General features: G+C 63.9%; 12 protein-coding genes and 1 pseudogene. 9 read left to right on the forward strand and 4 right to left on the reverse strand.

Annotated features, from left to right (window positions below; genetic code table 11):
• Positions 1 to 156 precede the first annotated feature (156 nt).
• Positions 157 to 1,059, forward strand: a complete 903-nt coding sequence (locus F579_RS0103695; RefSeq protein ID WP_019024219.1) for a complex I NDUFA9 subunit family protein — start codon at positions 157 to 159, stop codon at positions 1,057 to 1,059.
• 253 nt (positions 1,060 to 1,312) lie between these two features.
• On the forward strand, positions 1,313 to 1,681 hold the full coding sequence (locus tag F579_RS0103700; protein ID WP_019024218.1) for a nucleotide pyrophosphohydrolase: 369 nt from the start codon (positions 1,313 to 1,315) through the stop codon (positions 1,679 to 1,681).
• 73 nt (positions 1,682 to 1,754) lie between these two features.
• Here F579_RS0103700 and F579_RS0103705 read toward each other — a convergent pair whose 3' ends face one another.
• Positions 1,755 to 4,163 (reverse strand): DNA/RNA helicase domain-containing protein, encoded by a 2,409-nt coding sequence (locus tag F579_RS0103705; protein ID WP_019024217.1) that lies wholly within the window; start codon positions 4,161 to 4,163, stop codon positions 1,755 to 1,757.
• 232 nt (positions 4,164 to 4,395) lie between these two features.
• Here F579_RS0103705 and F579_RS0103710 point away from each other — a divergent pair.
• The 5 genes and pseudogenes from F579_RS0103710 to F579_RS0103735 all read left to right on the forward strand — a co-directional run.
• Positions 4,396 to 4,931 (forward strand): annotated as a pseudogene (locus tag F579_RS0103710) (class I SAM-dependent DNA methyltransferase); the annotation flags it as partial.
• A gap of 203 nt (positions 4,932 to 5,134) precedes the next feature.
• A complete protein-coding gene (locus F579_RS14855; protein WP_231365776.1) occupies positions 5,135 to 6,205 on the forward strand; it encodes a YaaC family protein in 1,071 nt (356 codons plus the stop codon).
• 339 nt (positions 6,206 to 6,544) lie between these two features.
• The gene (locus tag F579_RS0103725) at positions 6,545 to 7,333 is read left to right on the forward strand and encodes a TonB C-terminal domain-containing protein (RefSeq protein ID WP_019024213.1); all 789 of its coding nucleotides are present in this window, start codon (positions 6,545 to 6,547) and stop codon (positions 7,331 to 7,333) included.
• Between the two features lie 1,466 nt (positions 7,334 to 8,799).
• Entirely contained in the window at positions 8,800 to 9,834 is a 1,035-nt protein-coding gene (locus F579_RS0103730) for a nuclease-related domain-containing protein (RefSeq protein WP_019024212.1), read from the forward strand.
• 544 nt (positions 9,835 to 10,378) lie between these two features.
• Positions 10,379 to 11,329: a PDC sensor domain-containing protein gene (locus F579_RS0103735; protein WP_019024211.1), complete on the forward strand. Its 951-nt coding sequence runs from the start codon at positions 10,379 to 10,381 to the stop codon at positions 11,327 to 11,329.
• Positions 11,330 to 11,366: 37 nt separating this feature from the next.
• Here the strand turns inward: F579_RS0103735 and F579_RS0103740 are convergent, their stop codons facing one another.
• Positions 11,367 to 11,636 (reverse strand): Txe/YoeB family addiction module toxin, encoded by a 270-nt coding sequence (locus F579_RS0103740; protein WP_019024210.1) that lies wholly within the window; start codon positions 11,634 to 11,636, stop codon positions 11,367 to 11,369.
• Entirely contained in the window at positions 11,611 to 11,889 is a 279-nt protein-coding gene (locus tag F579_RS0103745) for a type II toxin-antitoxin system Phd/YefM family antitoxin (RefSeq protein WP_018139190.1), read from the reverse strand. The genes F579_RS0103740 and F579_RS0103745 overlap by 26 nt, the downstream gene beginning before the upstream one ends.
• A gap of 590 nt (positions 11,890 to 12,479) precedes the next feature.
• Here F579_RS0103745 and F579_RS0103750 point away from each other — a divergent pair.
• Positions 12,480 to 14,771: an EAL domain-containing protein gene (locus tag F579_RS0103750; protein WP_019024209.1), complete on the forward strand. Its 2,292-nt coding sequence runs from the start codon at positions 12,480 to 12,482 to the stop codon at positions 14,769 to 14,771.
• A 502-nt stretch (positions 14,772 to 15,273) separates the two neighbouring features.
• Here the strand turns inward: F579_RS0103750 and F579_RS0103755 are convergent.
• Positions 15,274 to 15,885: a bifunctional 2-polyprenyl-6-hydroxyphenol methylase/3-demethylubiquinol 3-O-methyltransferase UbiG gene (locus F579_RS0103755; RefSeq protein WP_019024208.1), complete on the reverse strand. Its 612-nt coding sequence runs from the start codon at positions 15,883 to 15,885 to the stop codon at positions 15,274 to 15,276.
• A gap of 113 nt (positions 15,886 to 15,998) precedes the next feature.
• On the opposite strand from F579_RS0103755, the gene F579_RS0103760 reads away from it, so the two are divergent.
• Positions 15,999 to 19,133 carry an error-prone DNA polymerase gene (locus F579_RS0103760; protein WP_019024207.1) on the forward strand — a complete coding sequence of 1,045 codons (3,135 nt, stop codon included), beginning with the start codon at positions 15,999 to 16,001 and terminating at the stop codon, positions 19,131 to 19,133.
• Positions 19,134 to 19,151: the final 18 nt, after the last annotated feature.

Raw genomic sequence — 19,151 nt, forward strand, 5'->3', positions numbered from 1 at the left:
GCCGCTCGCCGGCAGCACCCCAACGGCATCAACGCGGAACCACCCTGTGCCTTAGGGATACTTCACCCTTCGCCATAGTCTTATAACCAGGCGGTCTGACAGACCCGTCCACGCGCGCATCCCGGCGCGATCTCACCCATTAAAAGGGGGCCCACCATGCGCCCGGACCTGATCACGGTATTTGGCGGCACCGGCTTCCTCGGCCGCGCAACCGTCCATGAACTGCTCGACGCCGGGCACGCCGTGCGCATTGCTTCACGCCACCCGGCGCTACCCGACTCCCTGCAAGAACACCCTCAGCTGGAGCACTGCCGCGCCGACATCCGGGACGATGCCGATGTCGCCCGCGCCGTGGAAGGCGCCCGGGGCGCCGTCAACGCCGTCAGCCTGTACGTGGAGCAACGCGACCTGCGCTTTACCACCATCCACGTCGAAGGCGCCGCACGCCTCGCACGCGCGGCCCACAAGTCGGGCCTGGAGCGCCTCGTACAGATCTCCGGCATCGGCGCCGACAGCCGCTCGCCCTCGTCGTACATCCGTGCCCGAGCGCAAGGCGAAGCGGCCGTCCTCCGCGAATTCCCCAACGCCGTCATCGTGCGCCCCAGCGTCCTTTTCGGCCCGGGCGACGCCTTCCTACGCAACCTGGCCGGCCTCGCCCCGCTGCCGGTGATCCCCCTGTTCGGCCGCGGCACCACCCGCCTGCAACCGGTACACGTCACCGACATCGCCCGTGCCCTCGCAAGCCTGTGCGCAGACGAGCCGCCCACACACCCCATCTACGAACTCGGCGGCCCGGACATCCTCACCTATCGCCAAATCGTGAGCCTGGTCCTCACGCACCTGGGCCGCAAGCGCCCCATGCTGCCCATACCATTCACCCTCTGGCACGCCCTGGCCGCCGTGGGAGCGCTACTCCCCAACCCACCCCTGACCCGCGATCAGCTCTATCTGATGCAACAGGACAACATCGCCAACCCCAACTTCGGCACCTTCTCCGACCTGGGCATCACACCCCACTCCTTCGAACAATCCCTGCCCGACTGCCTCCCCACCCACTAATCTCACCCAAAGAAATCACCCCACGATTCCTCCTCCCCCTGTAGGGGCCTGTTTGCAGGCGAAGCCCCAGCCAAAGCCAGAAACAGTCAAGGGCTTCGCGTGCAAGCACGCTCCCACATATTTGTGGCCCCTCGTCTTCCCGGCCGCAACGAAGCGAAGAGCGGGGCATAAATGGCACCGGATGGCCCTCAGTCAGCAGGTGAGTGAATCCGTTAGGATGCCCAGACCACGACCAGCAGTCTGAGGAGCGAAGATGAACGCAGAATCGAACGGTACACAGAGCCTAGAAGAGCTGGCTTCCCGGGTAGAGACGTTCGTTGAGGAGCGCGACTGGGCCCAGTTCCACTCGCCGAAGAACCTGTCGATGGCGCTCGCCGGCGAGGTTGGTGAACTCATTGAGCATTTCCAATGGGTAACTCAGGAACAGTCGCGGGATCTGTCCGGCGACGTACGCGAGGCGGTCACGCAAGAGATCGCAGACGTACAGATCTACCTGCTGCTCCTGGCGCGCAAGCTAGATATCGACTTGGTGCAAGCTGCCAGCGACAAGTTGGAGATGAACGCGCGGAAGTATCCCGTGGAAAAAGCGCACGGCAACGCCCGAAAATACTCGGAGCTCTGACCACCGTCACTCAGGAGAACCACACGATTGAGGCGACCGCGCGGCAGGATCCAGCAGCCTGGACGAACGCCCCTTAACTATCGAGCTGACCGATATATTCGCCCACCACAACGAGCTCGGAAAGCGCATCTTCCTCCAGCACAATCGGCTGATACCCCGGAAGCCTGGACTCCGGCTTGAGAATGATCCGTGCGTGGCGCCACTCCGTATCCGGGTCGGTGGTTTTCTCGCTGTGGTACCGCTTGATGGTGAAACTGGCGCCGGTGTCCGGATCATCGATGTCGCGATGCTGCACCAGTACGATCTTGCCCTCTCGGGTACCGCCCCCAGGCGGAGCGAACAGGCACCACGCCCCATCCGGAATCCGGCGGTTCATCGATTCACCGACCACTTGGGCGATAAACATGCCTGGCTTGGGCGCGATGAAGTCGGGCGGTGTCACCCAATCGAAGGCCTCCGGGTTCTGTTCAACGTTCTGCAGTTCGCTGAAGCCGCCCGCAGCTGCCTTAAACGAAACTACCGGAAGCGCATTCTCGAAAGGCTCAACTTCCTCCAATGCGAGTTTCGGGAACGGCAGCGTATCCACATCGACGCTCTCGTTATCCGCCACATCAGGCTCTCCAACGTGTCGATGCACAAGCGCGCTGAAGTATTCATTGGTCTCCGGGTCCGCCGACCAGATCAAGCACCCCTTCTTCCCACGGCTCATCAGCGTGCGGTAGGTGTTCTTGATGATCTGGTCGGCCTTCTTGCGCGCCTGGTCCGGGTTTTCCCTCAGCGCCTTCTTGTAGCCCTTGATCGAGGCATCATTCTTTGAACGCGCCTCCGGAACCGTGATCACTTCGCCATCGCGTACGATCAGGTCCGGCCCGATGATCACGCCCACATAATCCAGCTCCAGCCCCTGGCTGGTATGGATACAGCCAATCTGGTGCACCGACTCCGGCTGGATCATCCAGGTGGACCCGTCCTTGTCCAGGTTCCACTGCATCGCGAAGTTGTGCTCCGCGAACCGGATATCCATCGCCTCCCCGTCCTTCTTGCTGTCCCAGTCCCAGCAGTAGCCGGCCAGCAGCCGCGCCCGATTAGCCTCCACGTTCAGCGCGAAGATGCGATCACGCAGCTCGGTGGGCGACCCAACCACCTCGACGGAGTAATCCAAGTCGTCCAGGTTCTCGTTCGCGGTCTCCCGGATCTGCAGCGCCTGATCGAGCCAGGCCAGGTAGCCGTCGGAACCGGCACAGCGAAACTGCGAGCGCAGCTCGGCGTAGTGGATAGTCGCCCCGGCGGCCTTCGCCCACCGTTCGATCTCCTCGCACGAGCCAATATCCTTCCAGTGGATCCGCTGCTCCTCATCCAGAAAGAACACGGCCGTGCGTGCGGCTCGGATGATCTCCTTAACCTGGTTCTCCCCCAGGTTCTGATACATGCCGGACTTCTCGTTCAGGCGGTGGGCCTCGTCCACGATCAGGGTGTCGAACGTGTCCGCCTCCGTCTCGTGATAGGAACCGGAACCTCGGAACAGGTTGCTGATCCGAGTCTTCTTCATCGTGCCGGTCAGTCGAGCCTCGTATACCGCCCTGGGGGCTGCATTACGCGTCACGTACTGGGCCACCTTGCCCTGCCGGGTTAGCTCCCCTAACAGGTTCACCGCCACGACCGACTTCCCGGTTCCTGGCCCGCCCTGCACGATGAACACCTGTTTGCCGTGCTCTTCGGCGATCGCGGAAAGGTTGAGCGCGCTCTCGAAAACCAGCTTCTGGTCATCGATCATCAGAAACTCGGCATTGCCCTGCAGCAACGAGGCCAGATGGTCCGCCAACGACTTCGACGGACGGATGCGGCCGTGCTCGACCCGATAGAGGATGTCGTTGGCATCCCCCTCACGCACATGCTGGCTCAGGAACCGGGCGAGCTTTTCGGTATCCGCCTTCAAGAAGGCCGGCGCGCGTTCCAGGTGCTCGTGATACCGCTCATCCCCGATCGCAGGCGACATGCTGTTGTGCAGGTAGGCGCAGGGATGCAAACCGATGTTGTCGGTCTGAACGGTTTCATTGTAGTCCTCCAGAAGCGCTGCATAGGACCACGCCTGGTAGGACGGATGGGTGACTTCGCGTTCTCGGCCACCGACGAAGGTACGCACAATCGCATCCTTCTGGGTCGCCTCCACATGCTCCCACTGCTTTAGCTCGACGATCACTGCAGTGTCATGCCCGTCGCTGTTGCGCCCGGTCAGTATGAAGTCCACCCGCTTCGAGGTCTGCGGGATCATGTATTCGATCGCCACGCCCGCATCATCCGGAATCCTCGACGCGCTGAGCACGTTTTCCATGTACTGCATCGAGTTGCGCCAGGACGTGATCTCGTTGGGCGAAGGCTTGCCCTTCCCGCTTCCCAGCATCCTTGCCAGGATGCGATCCTCGATCTCGTTGCCGCGTACATGCTCGATGAACCGGCGCTTGTCAGCCGTGTAGATCAGCATCGCGACGTTCCATGCGCCCGTCTAAACCTCTGCCTCCTCGCACGCACTACACCGCTCCTTGTCTGCCGAATATATGAACCGTTCGCTCAATCACCCACGCGAGCCCCTGTGTGATCCCTCGGTCATCGCCATCCCTTGGCCCAATGCGGTCGTTCGCTCGCATCGTACCCAACTCCGCCCTGCTCCGGTAATCGCGGCTATGTCTGCATAAACAAGCGCCATTCGCTCAAGATTGGTATGGTCTCTCCGAAGAGTCCACGAACAACATGACCAACCAACGAGAGAGCTGCACGGATGGGGCTATCAGACGGAGTTTGCGACCTCGCCGACCGCCTCGTCGGCCGCCCCGGCGCCACCACCCCGCTGCCGGACAAGCCCACCGACCAGGCCGAAGCCGAAGAAGAACTCCTCAGCCGCCTCGTCGCGCTCAACGCCGAACGCGCCGCCGAAGAAGCCCAGGGCCACATTCGCTGGCTGCGCCCCGACTACCAGGCCCCCGAAGCCACCCAGACCACCGCCACACTGGAAGCCAAACCCGAGGCCGCCCCCGAAACCCCGACCGAACCGGCCCAAAAGCCCACCTCGCCCAAATCCATGCCAGAGCAGGTCAAAGCCGTCCGCCGCCTCCTCGCCATCGGCCCCCAGACCCCGGAAGCCCTGACCACCCACTTCAAGCGCAAACCAACCAAGTCGCTCACCGGGGTCCACGCCGCCCTCCAAATCCTCGGCCAAGCCACAACCGACAACGACCACTGGCGCCTGACATAACAACCAACAGGTTAGTAAACGCAACCCAAAGGTTCAGTGATGGCCTAATCTAATATGATGCGATGCTCGATGAACGACTAGACCGCCCGGGCGTTGCGGCATACCTCCGTAGCCAGTCCTACGGATTTTTCTGATTAAATGCGCACAATGTTCTACCCTACTTGTTCCACAAACATTTAACACAATTAAATTGTTGACTCACTATGCCAAGACAGCCTCAGCCTGGCGTCCCAGCCAAATACAAATACAACCCAGTCAGGTACTCGCATGTACCTATCCGCCCGGGACAGAGTGCGGTATTAACCGCTGACCCGTGGTCCTATCTACACGGCTACATTCTTCAGACTTCCTCACGAAAGCGGGGGGACAACCGTCGCAACCTTAAGCGTGCGAATTACTACGCTCGGTTGGCCGAGGACTTCTACCGGGCTGGATCACTTGTTGATCTGCCGACGCAGGGCACGCTTCTGTATTACGGAATGCTAAACCTAGTAAAATGCTTGTTATCTACTAACGGCGTCCCTCTCGAATCACAGATCGAGCATCACGGCCTAAATCTAGCACCCGAAATGAAGTTCGAATTAAACATTCCCGCGAACACGAATAATTGTGTCAATATATTCTCCGAATTCGCACGCATCCTCGACACACCCGTCGCTGGAAAGCACCACGCCATGCTTCAAGATGCAGTCGCGCATGTACCAGAGCTCCATTCCATCAGTAGCAACTTAGGATTCATCCGTCGACCAAAATTTCTACCGATTGATGTGCACTTCATGACCAACCCCGGCCATACCACCCTGTTTACGGAGGTAAGTTTTAGCAAGGGTCACGAACAGAACCTCCCGACAAGGAAATTTCTTTCAGGATCGCGCAAGGACTATTTCACACAATGTCCCGACCGCGACGGAAAGGCTGTCTACCGAAGCAAGTCTCGAAAAAGGATTGGGAAAGACTGGAAGAAGGTCTACGGGAACATTCTAAAAGAGTACTCAAGCTTTCACATCGCATCTGTACTAACGAGGAGCGGCTACCGCTACTACTGCGATCTTGAGCCCGGCGAGTACCACCATCTTTGCTACGCTTTAATGATTATGTTCTATATCGGGAGCGCCGCTCGCTACAGACCGAGCGAAGTTGACGAAGTCTTAAATGGTCCTTTGAGGCCGCTAGTAACCGAGGCTGTAGCACTTTGCCCTCAGCAGTTCCTATATCAAATGGTAAGCCTTATCACCGGGCAGCTCTGCGTGATCCCGTATGCGCAGATAGACTGACACAACACCGATGAAGGGGTCGGAACACGAAGAGGGAGGAGGAAGAGGACATCCATCTTCTTCCGGGCGCCACGCGATTATCCCAGCTGGAAGAGCCGGGATCTCTGACATCCGCTCCTGTCCCCGTGCCAAAGATCCCGGATAACCGCTGCGCGGTTTCCGGGATGACGGGGGGAGTGGCGGGGTTAGTCGCTACGGGTGCAGAAGAGATCACGGGGTCGGACCACGACTAAGCGTGGATCCGTGCGTTGCAGGAGCTTGGCAGCTCGCACAGGCATGACTGCACATAGACTGAAGGAACTGGCAGGTGAAGGCCTGCGGAGAGGAAAGGGGATTTCCATGGGTGTCGAGCGTTTGTCGTCGATCTTTTTCGTTCTCACTATGCTGCTGATAACCGCTGGCGCACCGGCCATGGCCGCGCTACCGCAGGGGGCATGGCTTGACCTCTTGGAGCTCCGGGCGGACCAGGCCATGGACGCCGGTGATTACGCAGAGGTGATGCACGTCCTGGAACTGTACCGCCGAGCGGATGGGGAGCCTGGAATCAAGCTGAGGGCGCAGGAAATCGTTGCCAAGGCTCGACATTCCGGCGATCCCGGTTCGGCCTTCGTCCCCTTGGGCGAGTTAATTGCTGAAGCAGGACCGCAGCACCCATTCTACCGCTCGGCGCTAGAGCTATATGCAGAACTGGAGCGGGAGGCTCCTCACCCACATTACCGGCCCCCCGCTCATGAACAAGCGGAACGCAAGGCAGGGGAACAACTTCGGCCGGAGCGCAGACTGGAAACGCAGCGTCGGCTTGATGCGTTGGGGCCCGAGCGAGACACCGCCGAACGCCAAGCACAACAGCACCGGGAAATGAACCAATGGCGCACCCAGGTACAATCCGTTATTCAACGTCGCTGGCATCAGCCATCGGGGCTAGACCCGTCGAGCCGTTCGATTGTGCGCGTACATGCGAATGAGTCCGGGGAAATCACCAATTTCGAGATTGAGAGCTGTTCGGGCGGCTCAGCCTTCTGCGAATCGGTGTGGGAAACCATGGCCCGCTTGTCCTCGTTACCGCGCCCGCCGGATGCGGATGCCGTTCGCGATGGACTCCGAATCCGCTTCGAGCCTAAACGATAACGGGGTCGGACCATGGTAACCAGGCCGGGGTGGCACTCGGTAGCTGGTGGTCTTTATTAGTCGTTTTGAATCTGAAGGGGTGATTACCCTCCTGGGTCAGACCGTGCCCCTTGGACTCGGTCAGGCGAGGAACCAAGAAGCAAGGTCTCACCCTCTGATGCGATCTTCTACCCCGCTCTGGTGCCGAACAGAAGCAAGCCCCCGCAGGAACTACCAAGACTCCTACCGAGACTCGATTAGGATATCGGGCCGTGTTCGATATTCTGGCCGCTGTAGAGCCGGATCCGTTTCATCGAGACAATAGAAAGTAACTTCAGCGGTACCGCCCGGAAGATGCGAAGATGGGGCAGTACTTACATTTGTCACAAGGAGCTCCTTCTCGAGCGTCTGGCAATGAGTGGCGGCTTCGTCCATCGCCAACCTTTGCGCACCCTGTATACCCCCACGTGCAGGCGCAGCATGCATTGAGACCGAATAGGTATCGGGTCCCATTTGCATCACGCCACTCGACTGTGCACATCCTGCAAAGACCACCGGAGACAGAAGGTAGACAATCCATTTTTTCATGGACAAGCTCCTTTCCTTGAAACCCTGAACATCCAAAGCGCAAGTACGAATCCTATACCTCCCAAGGCTGCTACGACAGAGGTTTGCGGGGCTTTCATACCGATAACTTCTAAGGCCGCAACGATGACCAGCATGTAAGGGAGCGCAAGAATAATGGTAGCCCATAGTGGCAGGGACCGACCAAGGCGCCTTAAAACCATCCCCAGAAGTGCCGGCGGCACCAAGGAAGCAGCCACTAAGCCGTAAAATTCAATCATTCGCACCCCCTATCCCTGGCCCGATTTCAACACTACAATGTGCAAGGTTTAGAAACAAGCCAGAGGGCGGCGTCGGGTAGCTTGATAACGGGGCCAGACCACCGCCACAGAACGGACCACGGTAACTAGTGTGTCGTGGAATAGAAGAAAAAGGACACCCATCGTCTTCCAGGCGCCCTCGCCCTTTGGGCCGACCTGAGCTGTTGAACGCGCGCCGCGTTGTGGTAGCTGTCTCTACGAGCATTCCCATCAAGACGCCACTGAAAGGCCGTAATGGCGACACACCCAACGGCCTGGCGCTATCCGACCACAGGATGCATCGAGTCGGTTGTTGCGCCACCGCCGGTCCTGCGGCACCCTCGCGAGACTTCCGCGCCTGGCGGGCGCGTTCCCAACGGTATCCTCCGAGCGAAGGCCATGAGTGAAGCGACAATGACGGCGGTGGCCCGGCAGCGACTGCTGAACGGCTAACGGGGTCGGACCGCGTTAACCATCTGTATTGCAGACGATGAACGTCCCCGGACGGCTCGTTCAACGTCTTAAAGCGCCCATTTCGACGCTGAAATCGGCCGCTGGGGGCGCCTGGCGGAAATCGTGTAAGGGGACGACGGAGAGGCTGTACGGCTCAACTCAGGAGATTCGATGATTCTTAAGGAGAAGGACGGCCTAAGCGGCCAAGATGAACGCTCGAAGGCCGGGCACCAGCAGGAACAGAACGTAGCGTTCTACCTGCGGCGCGAATTTGGCGACGATGAGACCGTGCGGATCATCAACGACTTGCGCATCGAGCATAATGGTGAGCGCGCGCAGATCGACCACCTGGTGGTGCACCCCTATGGGCTGGTCATCATCGAGTCAAAGAGCATCTACGGCGAAGTGAAGGTGAACGGCCATGGAGAGTGGTCGCGTAGCTACCGCGGCGACTGGTACGGCATGCCCTCCCCTGTGCGGCAGGCGGAGCTGCAAGAGGCCCTGGTCAAGGATCTCCTTCGCCAGAACGTGGAGAAGTTTCTCGGCCGACTGCTGGGCCTCCAGACCCAGATTGGCGGCCGTGACTGGAGGACGCTTTGCGCCGTATCCAGCAGCGCGATCCTGCATCGCGATGAGATGCCTCGTGCGATCGCGAACCGCGTGGTGAAGAGCGAGTTCGTCGCGGAGAAGGTACGCGAGCTCGTTGGCTCACGAGCCAAGGGACTGGTGACTGCCCGGGCACGATTCAGCCAAAAGGAAATCGAAGGCATCGGCGACTTCCTGCTCCAAAGCCACCTCGGGCCAAGCGCGAACACTTCGGCCGTGGCCGAGCCGGCCCCGCAGGTACATGAGCGGCCCCCTTCCGTTAAGCCCGAGCCAGCACCAAAGACGCAGCGACCGTCGACGCCGAAACCGCAGCCCAAACAAGCCACGCCCTCCCCGGCTAAGAACCCGAGTCAGGCCTCCACCCTCGCCTGCAAGAAATGCGGCGAGCAAAACAAGCTGACCGGCATGTACGGCAAGTACGGCTACTACGTGCGCTGCGACTCCTGCGGCACGAACACCTCAATGAAGGTCCCCTGCCCGGCCTGCCAGTCCCGCAAGGTCCGAGTGACCAAATCCGGCCCGACCTACACCGGCGCCTGCCAGGACTGCGCCCACGAGTGGGTGGTATTCGAGCAGCCTGGCAATTCCGCCGACCAGTAGCATCCTGACTTCGACTAATCCTGGAACCTGAAAAGCGGCTACAAACGTTCGTTGACGATTGCGGCTTTACCCCTAGGGGGACAGCGCCGGACTCGTATTTCGGCAGGAAAAGAGGACACCCGCCTTGTTCAAATGCCGCCACAGCCCCTTCTCTCGTAGGAGCCCAGCCCTCTGGGCGATGGGGCATTGGGCACGTCTGATCGGCGAGGGGGCTCGCCTCCTACAAGGGGCTCCGCGGTCAGGCCTTGCCTTTTGTCCATAGGGTCAGCGCTTGTCTTTTGCCGCTGTCTCGGCCAGGGGGCGGGCCTGGAGCTGTTGAACGCGCGCCGCGTTGTGGTAGCTGTCTCTACGAGCATTCCCATCAAGACGCCACTGAAAGGCCGTAATGGCGACACACCCAACGGCCTGGCGCTATCCGACCACAGGATGCATCGAGTCGGTTGTTGCGCCACCGCCGGTCCTGCGGCACCCTCGCGAGACTTCCGCGCCTGGCGGGCGCGTTCCCAACGGTATCCTCCGAGCGAAGGCCATGAGTGAAGCGACAATGACGGCGGTGGCCCGGCAGCGGCTGCTGCTCCAGGGGCAACTGTCGACCGCACTGGCGCGGCTGGTGGGCCCCTGCGCCGAGAGATGGGGTGATCGCGAGGCTCTGGAGCAGCGGCTCGCGGTGGCCCTGGGCGCGCTGCCGTCCTGCAAGTACCTCTATGTGCTCGATCAGCACGCTCACCAGGTGACCGCCAACGTATCCCCGGAAGGCCCCTTGCCAGACCAGGCCGGACGGGATCGCAGCACCCGGCCCTACATGGCCGATGCCCTGGCCGGGGCCGATTTCTCCATGTCGTCGGCCTATATCAGCCGCAACCGGCGCCGCCCGACCCTGACGGCCGTGCAACGTCTGACCCAAAGCGACGGCACCTTGCTGGGATTCCTGGGGGCGGACTTCGACCTGCGGGAGCTGCCCCTGACCCGCGACCTCTATCAGCAGCCGGACCAATGGATGCAGCTGAAGGGGGATCCAGCGATCCGCAGGGGTCTGTTCAACCAGCATCGGGTGGACAGCCCGCTCGACACCCGTATCGACGAGGTACTCGACCTCTTGACCGAGCTGGTGGCCGCCCACGGCGTATTCCACGGCAAGCTGCACTTCGCCAGTTCCCGGGCCACCTTGTGGCTGCGCGACGACCCGTTCCGCTACCGCTTGCTGGACTACGAGGACCTCACGGATCCCGGGATCTGTCTCGCCTATCCCCAGCGGTCCTACCCCGAGGAAGCATTACTCTCCACGGAGCAGGTAGCAGCGGTGTTCCGTACCTTCCGTGAGCTGCGCTTCATGGACGACACGATCTACCTGCGCTCCGGCTCCCTCAATATCTTCAACGGCATGGTTGGCCTCAACTTCTCCTGTGACGGGTCCCACTACATGAGCGGGCAGGAGTTTCTGGCCAAACGCCTGGACTTCTGGCTGGGCTCCGAAGAAGAGCACGAACACCCGTAATCCCTCGGCCTCCGGGGAAGGGCAACCTGGGCAAGAATCACAACGCGTCGTAATGGCCCCCGATCGCGAAGATATAGATGGCTTGATCGTCGAAGTGGTAGATCAGTCGGTCCCGGGCGGAGAGACGTCGGGACCAGAAGCCCGAGAGCGAATGCCGGAGGGGTTCCGGCTTCCCGGTTCCGGTGGCCGGGTCGTTCCGGAGCATCTCCTTCAGGATCCGGCGCAGGGCTCGATGCAGCTTTGGGTCGCGCTCCCGGAGCGTTTCGTACGCGGCCCAGGTATTACCCTCGAATACCAGTGATCTCATCGATCTCCCCTTCCGTGGGTCGATAACCGTCTCCCTTCCGATGGGTGGCGGCGGAGTCCGCAATCTGCTGCATCAAGCTGGAGTTCTGAAGCACATAGAGCGTTTCCTGCTCCCGCTCCCAGTCATCCGCGCTCATCACTACGAAGGCTTCACCCGCGCGCCGCGTCACCTTGAGCGGGGTGTGCGTGGATACCGCTTCCTCGACAAAGGCCTTCAGGTTCTCACGAAACCGGTTGACGCTTACTGTTTCCATGGTCGCTCCGAACCGTACGGTAATTCAGTACGAGAATAGACCAATTATTGGGGGTGATTCAATCGCCAAACATGGCTGGAAGCATGCGAAAGTGAACACCCATCTTGTTCACATGCCGCCACAGCCCCTTTCTCTCGTAGGAGCCCAGCCCTCTGGGCGATGGGGAGCTGGACACGTCCGATCGGCGAGAGGGCTCGCCTCCTACAGTGGGCAGGCCCCAGCCTCGGCGGCATGAAAATGAGGAAGCCCACCCTCCTCCGGCTCCACGCCGCCTATCCGGCTGCATTGGAGCTCCAAGTTATCGACCGGCAGGATCGCGAGCCCCTTCGTGTGTGGCTTCAGGCGCAAGCGCCTTGGGGCGGTATCGCCGTTTCGCTGAGGGCTGGGTTCCCGCGCAGATCGCTAATGGATCGAGGCAGTACCAAAAAACCCAACCATGCGTGGAAGGGTTGTCTATAGTTCACAAAGCACATTCCAAGAGGACTTCGAATCACATGGCCGATGCTTCCGGCAGCACCCCGCAGGCGAAGTCCTCTCCAGCTCCATCCGATAACACCACCAGCCGGGACTTTGTCCGGGGACTGCCACGGATGGTCGCCGACCTGGCCGACCGGTGGTACATGATCCGGCAGCGGGGCTGCCGCCATGTGGACCTGGGGGAGATCCGCGCGCTGACCCGGGTGATCGCCGGGGGCCTGGCCGGGACATCGCTGAAGGAATCGCTGAACACCGCACGGCGCATTGACGAGCGCGTGGCCCAGCACCTGCAAAGCCCGCTGCCTCCCAACTCCAACGAGCAGGAAACCATTGGCGCCCTGATCCTGCGCCTGCAGGGGACGCTTCCGGATGATCTCGCCGCGTCGGAGGGGCTCCCGGCGGCTCCGGAGCCTGGCAGTGTGCCCACTCCGATTCCCGACCGGCTGCGGGTCCAGTTACTCGGGTCCGCCGGCGCGACGCGCGACGAACTGGCGCTGCAACTGGTGGCCTGCGGCTTCCGGGTGGACGCCTTTGCCAACCTGCAGGAGGCGGTGCATGCCGAATCGGCGGCAACGCCTCATGCACGCGTCGTCCTGGCGGCGCCGCCGGGCCCGCCGACACCGGATGATGAGACCCGCCTGCCCAACATCCTGGTTCTGCACGCAGCCCAAAGTGGAGACCAGCCGACGACGCTGGACGACTGGGACGCGGTCCTGACCATGCCCACGATTCCCTCCGAAATGGCCGCGACACTGGAGGGCCTGGTGGACTCCAGCCCGTGGGACCCGCTGCGGATCATGCTGGTCACCACGGGGCAGTCGGTCTCCCCTACCCGCGCCCTGCAGGAGGCCACGGCGCTCGACATCCAGCGTCTCTCGCCGGAGGACGACGTGCTGGCCCACGCGCTGGAGAGCCTGCCCGAGGCCATTGTGATCGACGTGGACATCGCGGCCGACCAGGCCTCGGCCCTGTCCCGCTCCCTTGATCAGGACCCATCGCTGTTCGACATCCCGCGTGTTCTGCTGACGCCACCAGAAGGCCCTGGAGCCGAGCCGGGCCCTCGGCTTGCGCACATATCGCCGGAGGCGGCGCCCGCGCGTGTCCGCTCCGAGGCGCGCCTCTGCCGCCGACGTCGTCGGGCCGGGCGGGCCCCCGCCACCCTGCGCTCCGGCGACCTGGCGCCCCTGCTGGACCACTGGCGAGCGGAGCTGGCCACTCAGCCCGGAATCGTCGCCCTCGCCTGCGTCGAATGGGACGAGGCCCCAAGTCTGATCCGGGAACAGGGGGTGGCCGGTTTCTCGCTGCTTCAGCGTCGCCTGTTGGGGCGAATCGCGTCAGGCCTGGCCGCGGGCGAGCGCATCACCCGATTCAGCGAGAACGCGACCCTCGTGCTGCTGAACCGAGCCGACGCGGAAGCCCTGTCAAGCTGGGGCGATGCCCTTTATGCGAAGGTCCCGGCGCCGCATGGTGCCCCGAGCCACGCGCCGTACCCGGGCCTGAGCATCGGGATCACGGCACTGGCCGACATTCCCACGGCAGATGCAGTGGACCAGTCTCTGGCGCTTTGCGCGCAGGCCCGCCGAGAGGGCGGCAACCGTATCCAGCTGGACCCGGCGCTGATCACGCCGGAGTGCGGTGCCGCCCAGCAGCAGCACTGGCGCCAGGTGATCACCCGGGCGATTCACGAGCAGCGCCTGTTCCTGGTGTATCAGCCCATCGCCAACATCGCCGGCTCCGACAACACGGAGCGCTACGAAGTCCTGCTCCGGATTCGCGACCCGGAAGGCCACACCCAGCTGCCCGGCCCGTTCGTGAACATGGCCGGACACCTGGACCTCGACCGGGCGCTGGACCGCTGGGTGCTGGCCAACGCAGTGGACATCCTGGGCGCACGACTGCGCACCCATCCGGACTCGGTGTTCTTCGTCAAACTGTCGCGCGGGTCGCTGCGCGACCAGGACCTGGCGGGTTGGCTCGGGCGCATCCTCGCCCAGGCGGCCTTGCCCGCCCGGGCACTGGTGCTGCAACTGGCGGAAGAGGACATCGTGGCGGACCTGCAACAGGCCGAACGCATCACGGGGGCGCTGCGCGACATCCAGGTCGGGGTGGCCGTGGAGCACTTCGGGCTTTCCAGCCAACAACCGACCCAGCTCCTGCGCAGCCTGCAGCCCGACTACGTAAAGGTGGCCCGCCCCCTGACCCACGGGCTGCACGATGCCGCCGACAAGCTCACACGCCTGGAACCGCTGCTGAATATCGCCCGGGCCAGCGGTGCGCGCACCATGGCGGCGTATGTGGAGGACGTAGACGGCCTGGCCCTACTGTGGCAGTCGCAGATCGACCTGGTGCAGGGCAACTTCCTGCGCCAGCCGGACGAGAAACTGCGCTACGACATCGAGTTCTAGCGCACGGTGCAGCGGTGCCTTCAGTCGCAGGAGGGCCCGAGATCTACCTTCGGATTGAGCAGGCCGGCGCGTTAGCGGAAGAGGTCACCCATCTTGTTCACCTACCGCCACAGCCCCCTTCTCTGGTAGGAGCCCAGCCCTCTGGGCGATGGGGTGCTGGACACGCCCGATCGGCGAGAGGGCTCGCCTCCTACAGTGGATAGGCCCCAGCCTCGGGGACGAAACGGCGTGCCGCATGCCGCACAAGGTCCCTTCTCCCGTAGGAGCCCAGCCCCCTGGGCGATGGGGCGCCGGGCACGCCCGATCGGCGAGAGGGCTCGCCTCCTACAGTGGGTAAGACCCAGCCTCGCCGAGGAATCGGCGTGCCGCATGCCGCACAAGGTCCCTTCTCCCGTAGGAGCCCAGCCCCCTGGGCGATGGGGCACCGGGCACGCCCGATCGGCGAGAGGGCTCGCCTCCTACAGTGGGTAGAGCCCAGCCTCGCCGAGGAACCGACGTGCTTTCAGTCGGAGCTGGCGGGTCGGGCGATGGCTAGGACGGATGCGCGCGGGCCGTGGCGTCCGAGCGTGGTGAACTCGTCGATCGCGAACCCCGCTCCCGCCACCTGCTCCCGAAACGCTTCTTCGTAGGTCACGCGGCCGAAGTCGATGGTCGTGATGCGCTTGAGCAGGGGCTTGAAGCGCTCCATCCAGCGGGAGGGGCAGGTCTGGAAGGTCTGGGTGAAGAAGACCTTCCCGTCCGGTTTCAGCAGGCTGCGGCAGTGGCGCAGTGCGCCTTCGGGGTCCGGCAGGACCATGAAGCTGGCGGAGAAATAGATCGCGTCGTACGGGCCGCCCGTGTGGTCGTAGATAGATTCGAGTCGGGCCTCGGCACGATCGGCCAGGGACGACTCGCGCAGGGCTTGCCGGGCGTGCTTGATGTAGTCGGCGTCGATATCGATCCCCGTGATGACGAGCCCCTTCGCGCGCGCCGTGGCGGCATTGGCGAGCAGCGCGCCGGCGGTGCCGATGCCTACGTCCAGCAGAGCCGCCCCGTCCGGCAGCCGCCGCATTACCTCGGCATACCACTGCGAGGTAAGGCGGAGGATCAGCAGGTTGTAGAGGGCGCTGCGCATAGGGGATTCGTCACTGGGATCGGCGGGTAGCGGGCCTACCATACCGGAGCCGGCGCACCGGCTCGAAGCCAGGGTTTCTTGCCAACCCCATATACTGTTTATATAAACAGTATATGGATGCGACTGCCCCCAAACCGCCGGAATACGCCGAGCTGACGGTGGTCAGCAACTTCTCGTTCCTGCGCGGGGCCTCGCACCCGGAGGAGCTGGTGGAGCGGGCCCGGGCGCTGGGCTATCGCGCGCTGGCGCTGACCGATATCGCCTCGCTGGCCGGCGTGGTCCGCGCGCACGCGGCGGCGAAGGACTGCGGGTTGCACCTGATCCTGGGGGCGACCTTCCGGCTGGCGGACGGCCCCGCCGTGACCCTGCTGGTACGCAATGCGGCGGGCTATGCCGCGCTGTGCCGTCTGATCACCCGGGCGCGCGGGGCGGCGGATAAGGGGCACTACCACCTGACACAGGCGGACCTCGACGCCCTGCCCGCCGAGGCCCGTACCGGCTGGCACGTCCTGCTGCGCATCGAACCCGAGATCGCGGAGCCAACGCTCGCCGAAGCAGCCCACTGGCTGGCCGGATGGGCCGCGCCGGGGCAGGCCCATCTGGCGGTCAGCCAGCTGCGCACGCCGCAAGATGCCACGCTCGCGAACCGCGCACGGCAGCTCGCCGAGACGACGGGACTCCCGATCGTCGCTTGCGGCGATGTACACATGCACTCTCGCGGCCGGCGTGCCCTGCAGGACGTGCTGACCGCGCTGCGCCTGCGCACCACGGTTGCCGAGGCGGCCCCGGCGCGCTTCCCCAACGGCGAGCGCTGCCTGCGCCCACGCGACGACCTGGCGGCGCTGTATCCCGCCCGCTGGCTCGCGGCCAGTGTGCGCATCGCTCAGGACTGCGACTTCTCGCTGGACGCGGTCACCTACCGCTATCCGACCGATCCCCTGCCCCGGGACACGAGCCCGGCCGCCTATCTGCGCGAGGAGACCCTGAAGGGCGCACGCGGGCGCTGGCCCGACGGCATCCCGCCGAAGGTGTCCGAACAAATCGAGCGCGAGCTCGAGATCATCGCGCAGCTCGGCTACGAGCCCTACTTCCTGACGGTCTACGACATCGTGCGCTTTGCCCGCGGCCGCGGGATCCTGTGTCAGGGGCGCGGCTCGGCGGCGAATTCCGCGGTCTGTTATGCCCTCGGGATCACGGCGGTGGATCCCTCGCGCTCCAGCATGCTGTTCGAGCGCTTCATCTCCGCCGAGCGTGGCGAGCCGCCGGATATCGATGTCGACTTCGAGCACGAGCGCCGCGAGGAAGTGATCCAGTACATCTACCAGCGCTACGGCCGCGAGCGCGCGGCGCTGGCCTGTACGGTAATCCGCTACCGCCGGCGCAGCGCCCTGCGCGACGTCGGCCGCGCCCTGGGCATCTCGCGCGCGCGGCTGGATGCGCTGACCGCCAACCTCGCCTGGTGGGACGACGGCATCCCCGCCGAGCGCCTGCGCGAGGTTGGGCTGGACCCGGACGGCGCCCTGGCCCGGCAGTGGCAGACGCTGACCGCCGAGCTGCGCGGCTTCCCCCGCCACCTGTCGCAGCACACCGGCGGCTTCGTGATCGCCGAGGGCCGGCTGGACGAGCTGGTGCCGATCGAGAATGCCGCGATGCCGGAACGCTCGGTGATCCAGTGGGACAAGGACGACCTCGACGCGGTGGGGCTGTTGAAGATCGACGTGCTGGCGCTGGGGATGCTCTCCTGCGTGCGCCGTGCGCTGGAGCTGATGGCGCGCCACCGGGGCCGCGACTGGGGCCTGGCCGACATCCCCGCCGAGGACCCGGCGGTCTACCGCATGCTGCAGAAGGCCGACACCCTGGGTGTGTTCCAGATCGAGTCGCGCGCGCAGATGAGCATGCTGCCGCGCCTGAGGCCGGCGAACTTCTACGACCTGGTGATCGAGATCGCCATCGTGCGTCCCGGTCCGATCCAGGGCGAGATGGTGCACCCGTATCTGAAGCGCCGCGCCCACCCGGAGCGGGTGCGCTACCCGAACGAAGAGGTGAAGCGCGTGCTCGGACGCACCCTGGGGGTGCCGATCTTCCAGGAACAGGTGATCGAACTGGCGATGGTCGCGGCCGGCTTCTCCGCCGGCGAGGCGGACGGGCTGCGCCGGGCGATCGGAGCCTGGCGCCGTACCGGCCAGCTCGCACGCTACCGCGAACGCCTGATGGACGGCATGCGGCAGCGCGGCTATCCGGAGAAGTTCGCCGAGCAGCTCTACAAGCAGATCCTCGGCTTTGGCGAATACGGCTTTCCCGAGTCGCACTCGGCCAGCTTTGCGCTGATCACCTGGGTCTCGTCCTGGCTCAAGTGCCACGAACCGGCGATCTTTGCCTGCGCCCTGCTGAACAGCCAGCCGATGGGCTTCTACGCCCCGGCACAGATCGTCGCCGACGCGCGCCGCCACGGCGTGGAGGTGCGCCCGGTGGATGTGCGCTGCAGTGACTGGGACTGCACGGTGGAAGCGGTGGCCGGGAGCGACGCGCTGGCGCTGCGCCTGGGCCTGAACCGGGTCGGCGGGCTCGCACAGGCCGTGGCCGAGCGTGTCGTCGCCGCGCGCACCGAGCGCCCGTTCGCGGACGTGCCGGACCTGGTCGCCCGCGCTGCACTCACCCGCGCTCAGGCCAACCGCCTGGCCCGCGCCGACGCCCTGAAGGGCCTGGCCGGCAACCGCCACCAGGCGCGCTGGGCGACCGAGGCGGTGGAGGAACCCCTGCCCCTGTTCGCCGACGCCCCGGCCGACACAGTGCGCGAGTCCGACGTGACCCCGCTACTGCCGCGCCCGGATGCGGTGGATGATCTGGTGCAGGACTACGCCACCCAGGGCCTGAGCCTGGGCCCGCACCCGCTGGCGCTGATGCGCCCGTTCCTGGAACGCAAGCGACTACGCACCGCCGCCCGGCTGTTGGAGTGCCCCGGGCACCCGGGCGCCCGCTATGCCGGCCTTGTGATCACCCGCCAGCGGCCGGGATCGGCCAACGGCACGGTGTTCCTGACCCTGGAGGACGAGAGCGGCACGCTGAACCTGATCGTCTGGCCGGACCGGGTGGAGCGCTTTCGCGCCGAGGTCCTGCACGGGCGCCTGCTGGAGGCCCACGGGGAATGGCAGTACAGCGAGGGGGTCGGCCACCTGATCGTGCAGCGCCTGATCGACCGCAGCGCCTGGCTGGGCGAGCTGACCACCCGCTCCCGCGACTTCGGCTAGTACGAGGGATTGTTCCTC

The organism is Thioalkalivibrio sp. ALJ21, from assembly GCF_000378605.1.
GTDB lineage: Bacteria > Pseudomonadota > Gammaproteobacteria > Ectothiorhodospirales > Ectothiorhodospiraceae > Thioalkalivibrio.

Bases quoted from the DNA above. Each gene is read 5' to 3' on its own strand.
- F579_RS0103695 (WP_019024219.1), top strand. From the start codon at position 157: ATGCGCCCGGACCTGATCACGGTATTTGGCGGCACCGGCTTCCTCGGC.
- F579_RS0103700 (WP_019024218.1), top strand. From the start codon at position 1,313: ATGAACGCAGAATCGAACGGTACACAGAGCCTAGAAGAGCTGGCTTCC.
- F579_RS0103705 (WP_019024217.1), bottom strand. From the start codon at position 4,163: ATGCTGATCTACACGGCTGACAAGCGCCGGTTCATCGAGCATGTACGC.
- F579_RS14855 (WP_231365776.1), top strand. From the start codon at position 5,135: ATGCCAAGACAGCCTCAGCCTGGCGTCCCAGCCAAATACAAATACAAC.
- F579_RS0103725 (WP_019024213.1), top strand. From the start codon at position 6,545: ATGGGTGTCGAGCGTTTGTCGTCGATCTTTTTCGTTCTCACTATGCTG.
- F579_RS0103730 (WP_019024212.1), top strand. From the start codon at position 8,800: ATGATTCTTAAGGAGAAGGACGGCCTAAGCGGCCAAGATGAACGCTCG.
- F579_RS0103735 (WP_019024211.1), top strand. From the start codon at position 10,379: ATGACGGCGGTGGCCCGGCAGCGGCTGCTGCTCCAGGGGCAACTGTCG.
- F579_RS0103740 (WP_019024210.1), bottom strand. From the start codon at position 11,636: ATGAGATCACTGGTATTCGAGGGTAATACCTGGGCCGCGTACGAAACG.
- F579_RS0103745 (WP_018139190.1), bottom strand. From the start codon at position 11,889: ATGGAAACAGTAAGCGTCAACCGGTTTCGTGAGAACCTGAAGGCCTTT.
- F579_RS0103750 (WP_019024209.1), top strand. From the start codon at position 12,480: ATGGTCGCCGACCTGGCCGACCGGTGGTACATGATCCGGCAGCGGGGC.
- F579_RS0103755 (WP_019024208.1), bottom strand. From the start codon at position 15,885: ATGCGCAGCGCCCTCTACAACCTGCTGATCCTCCGCCTTACCTCGCAG.
- F579_RS0103760 (WP_019024207.1), top strand. From the start codon at position 15,999: ATGGATGCGACTGCCCCCAAACCGCCGGAATACGCCGAGCTGACGGTG.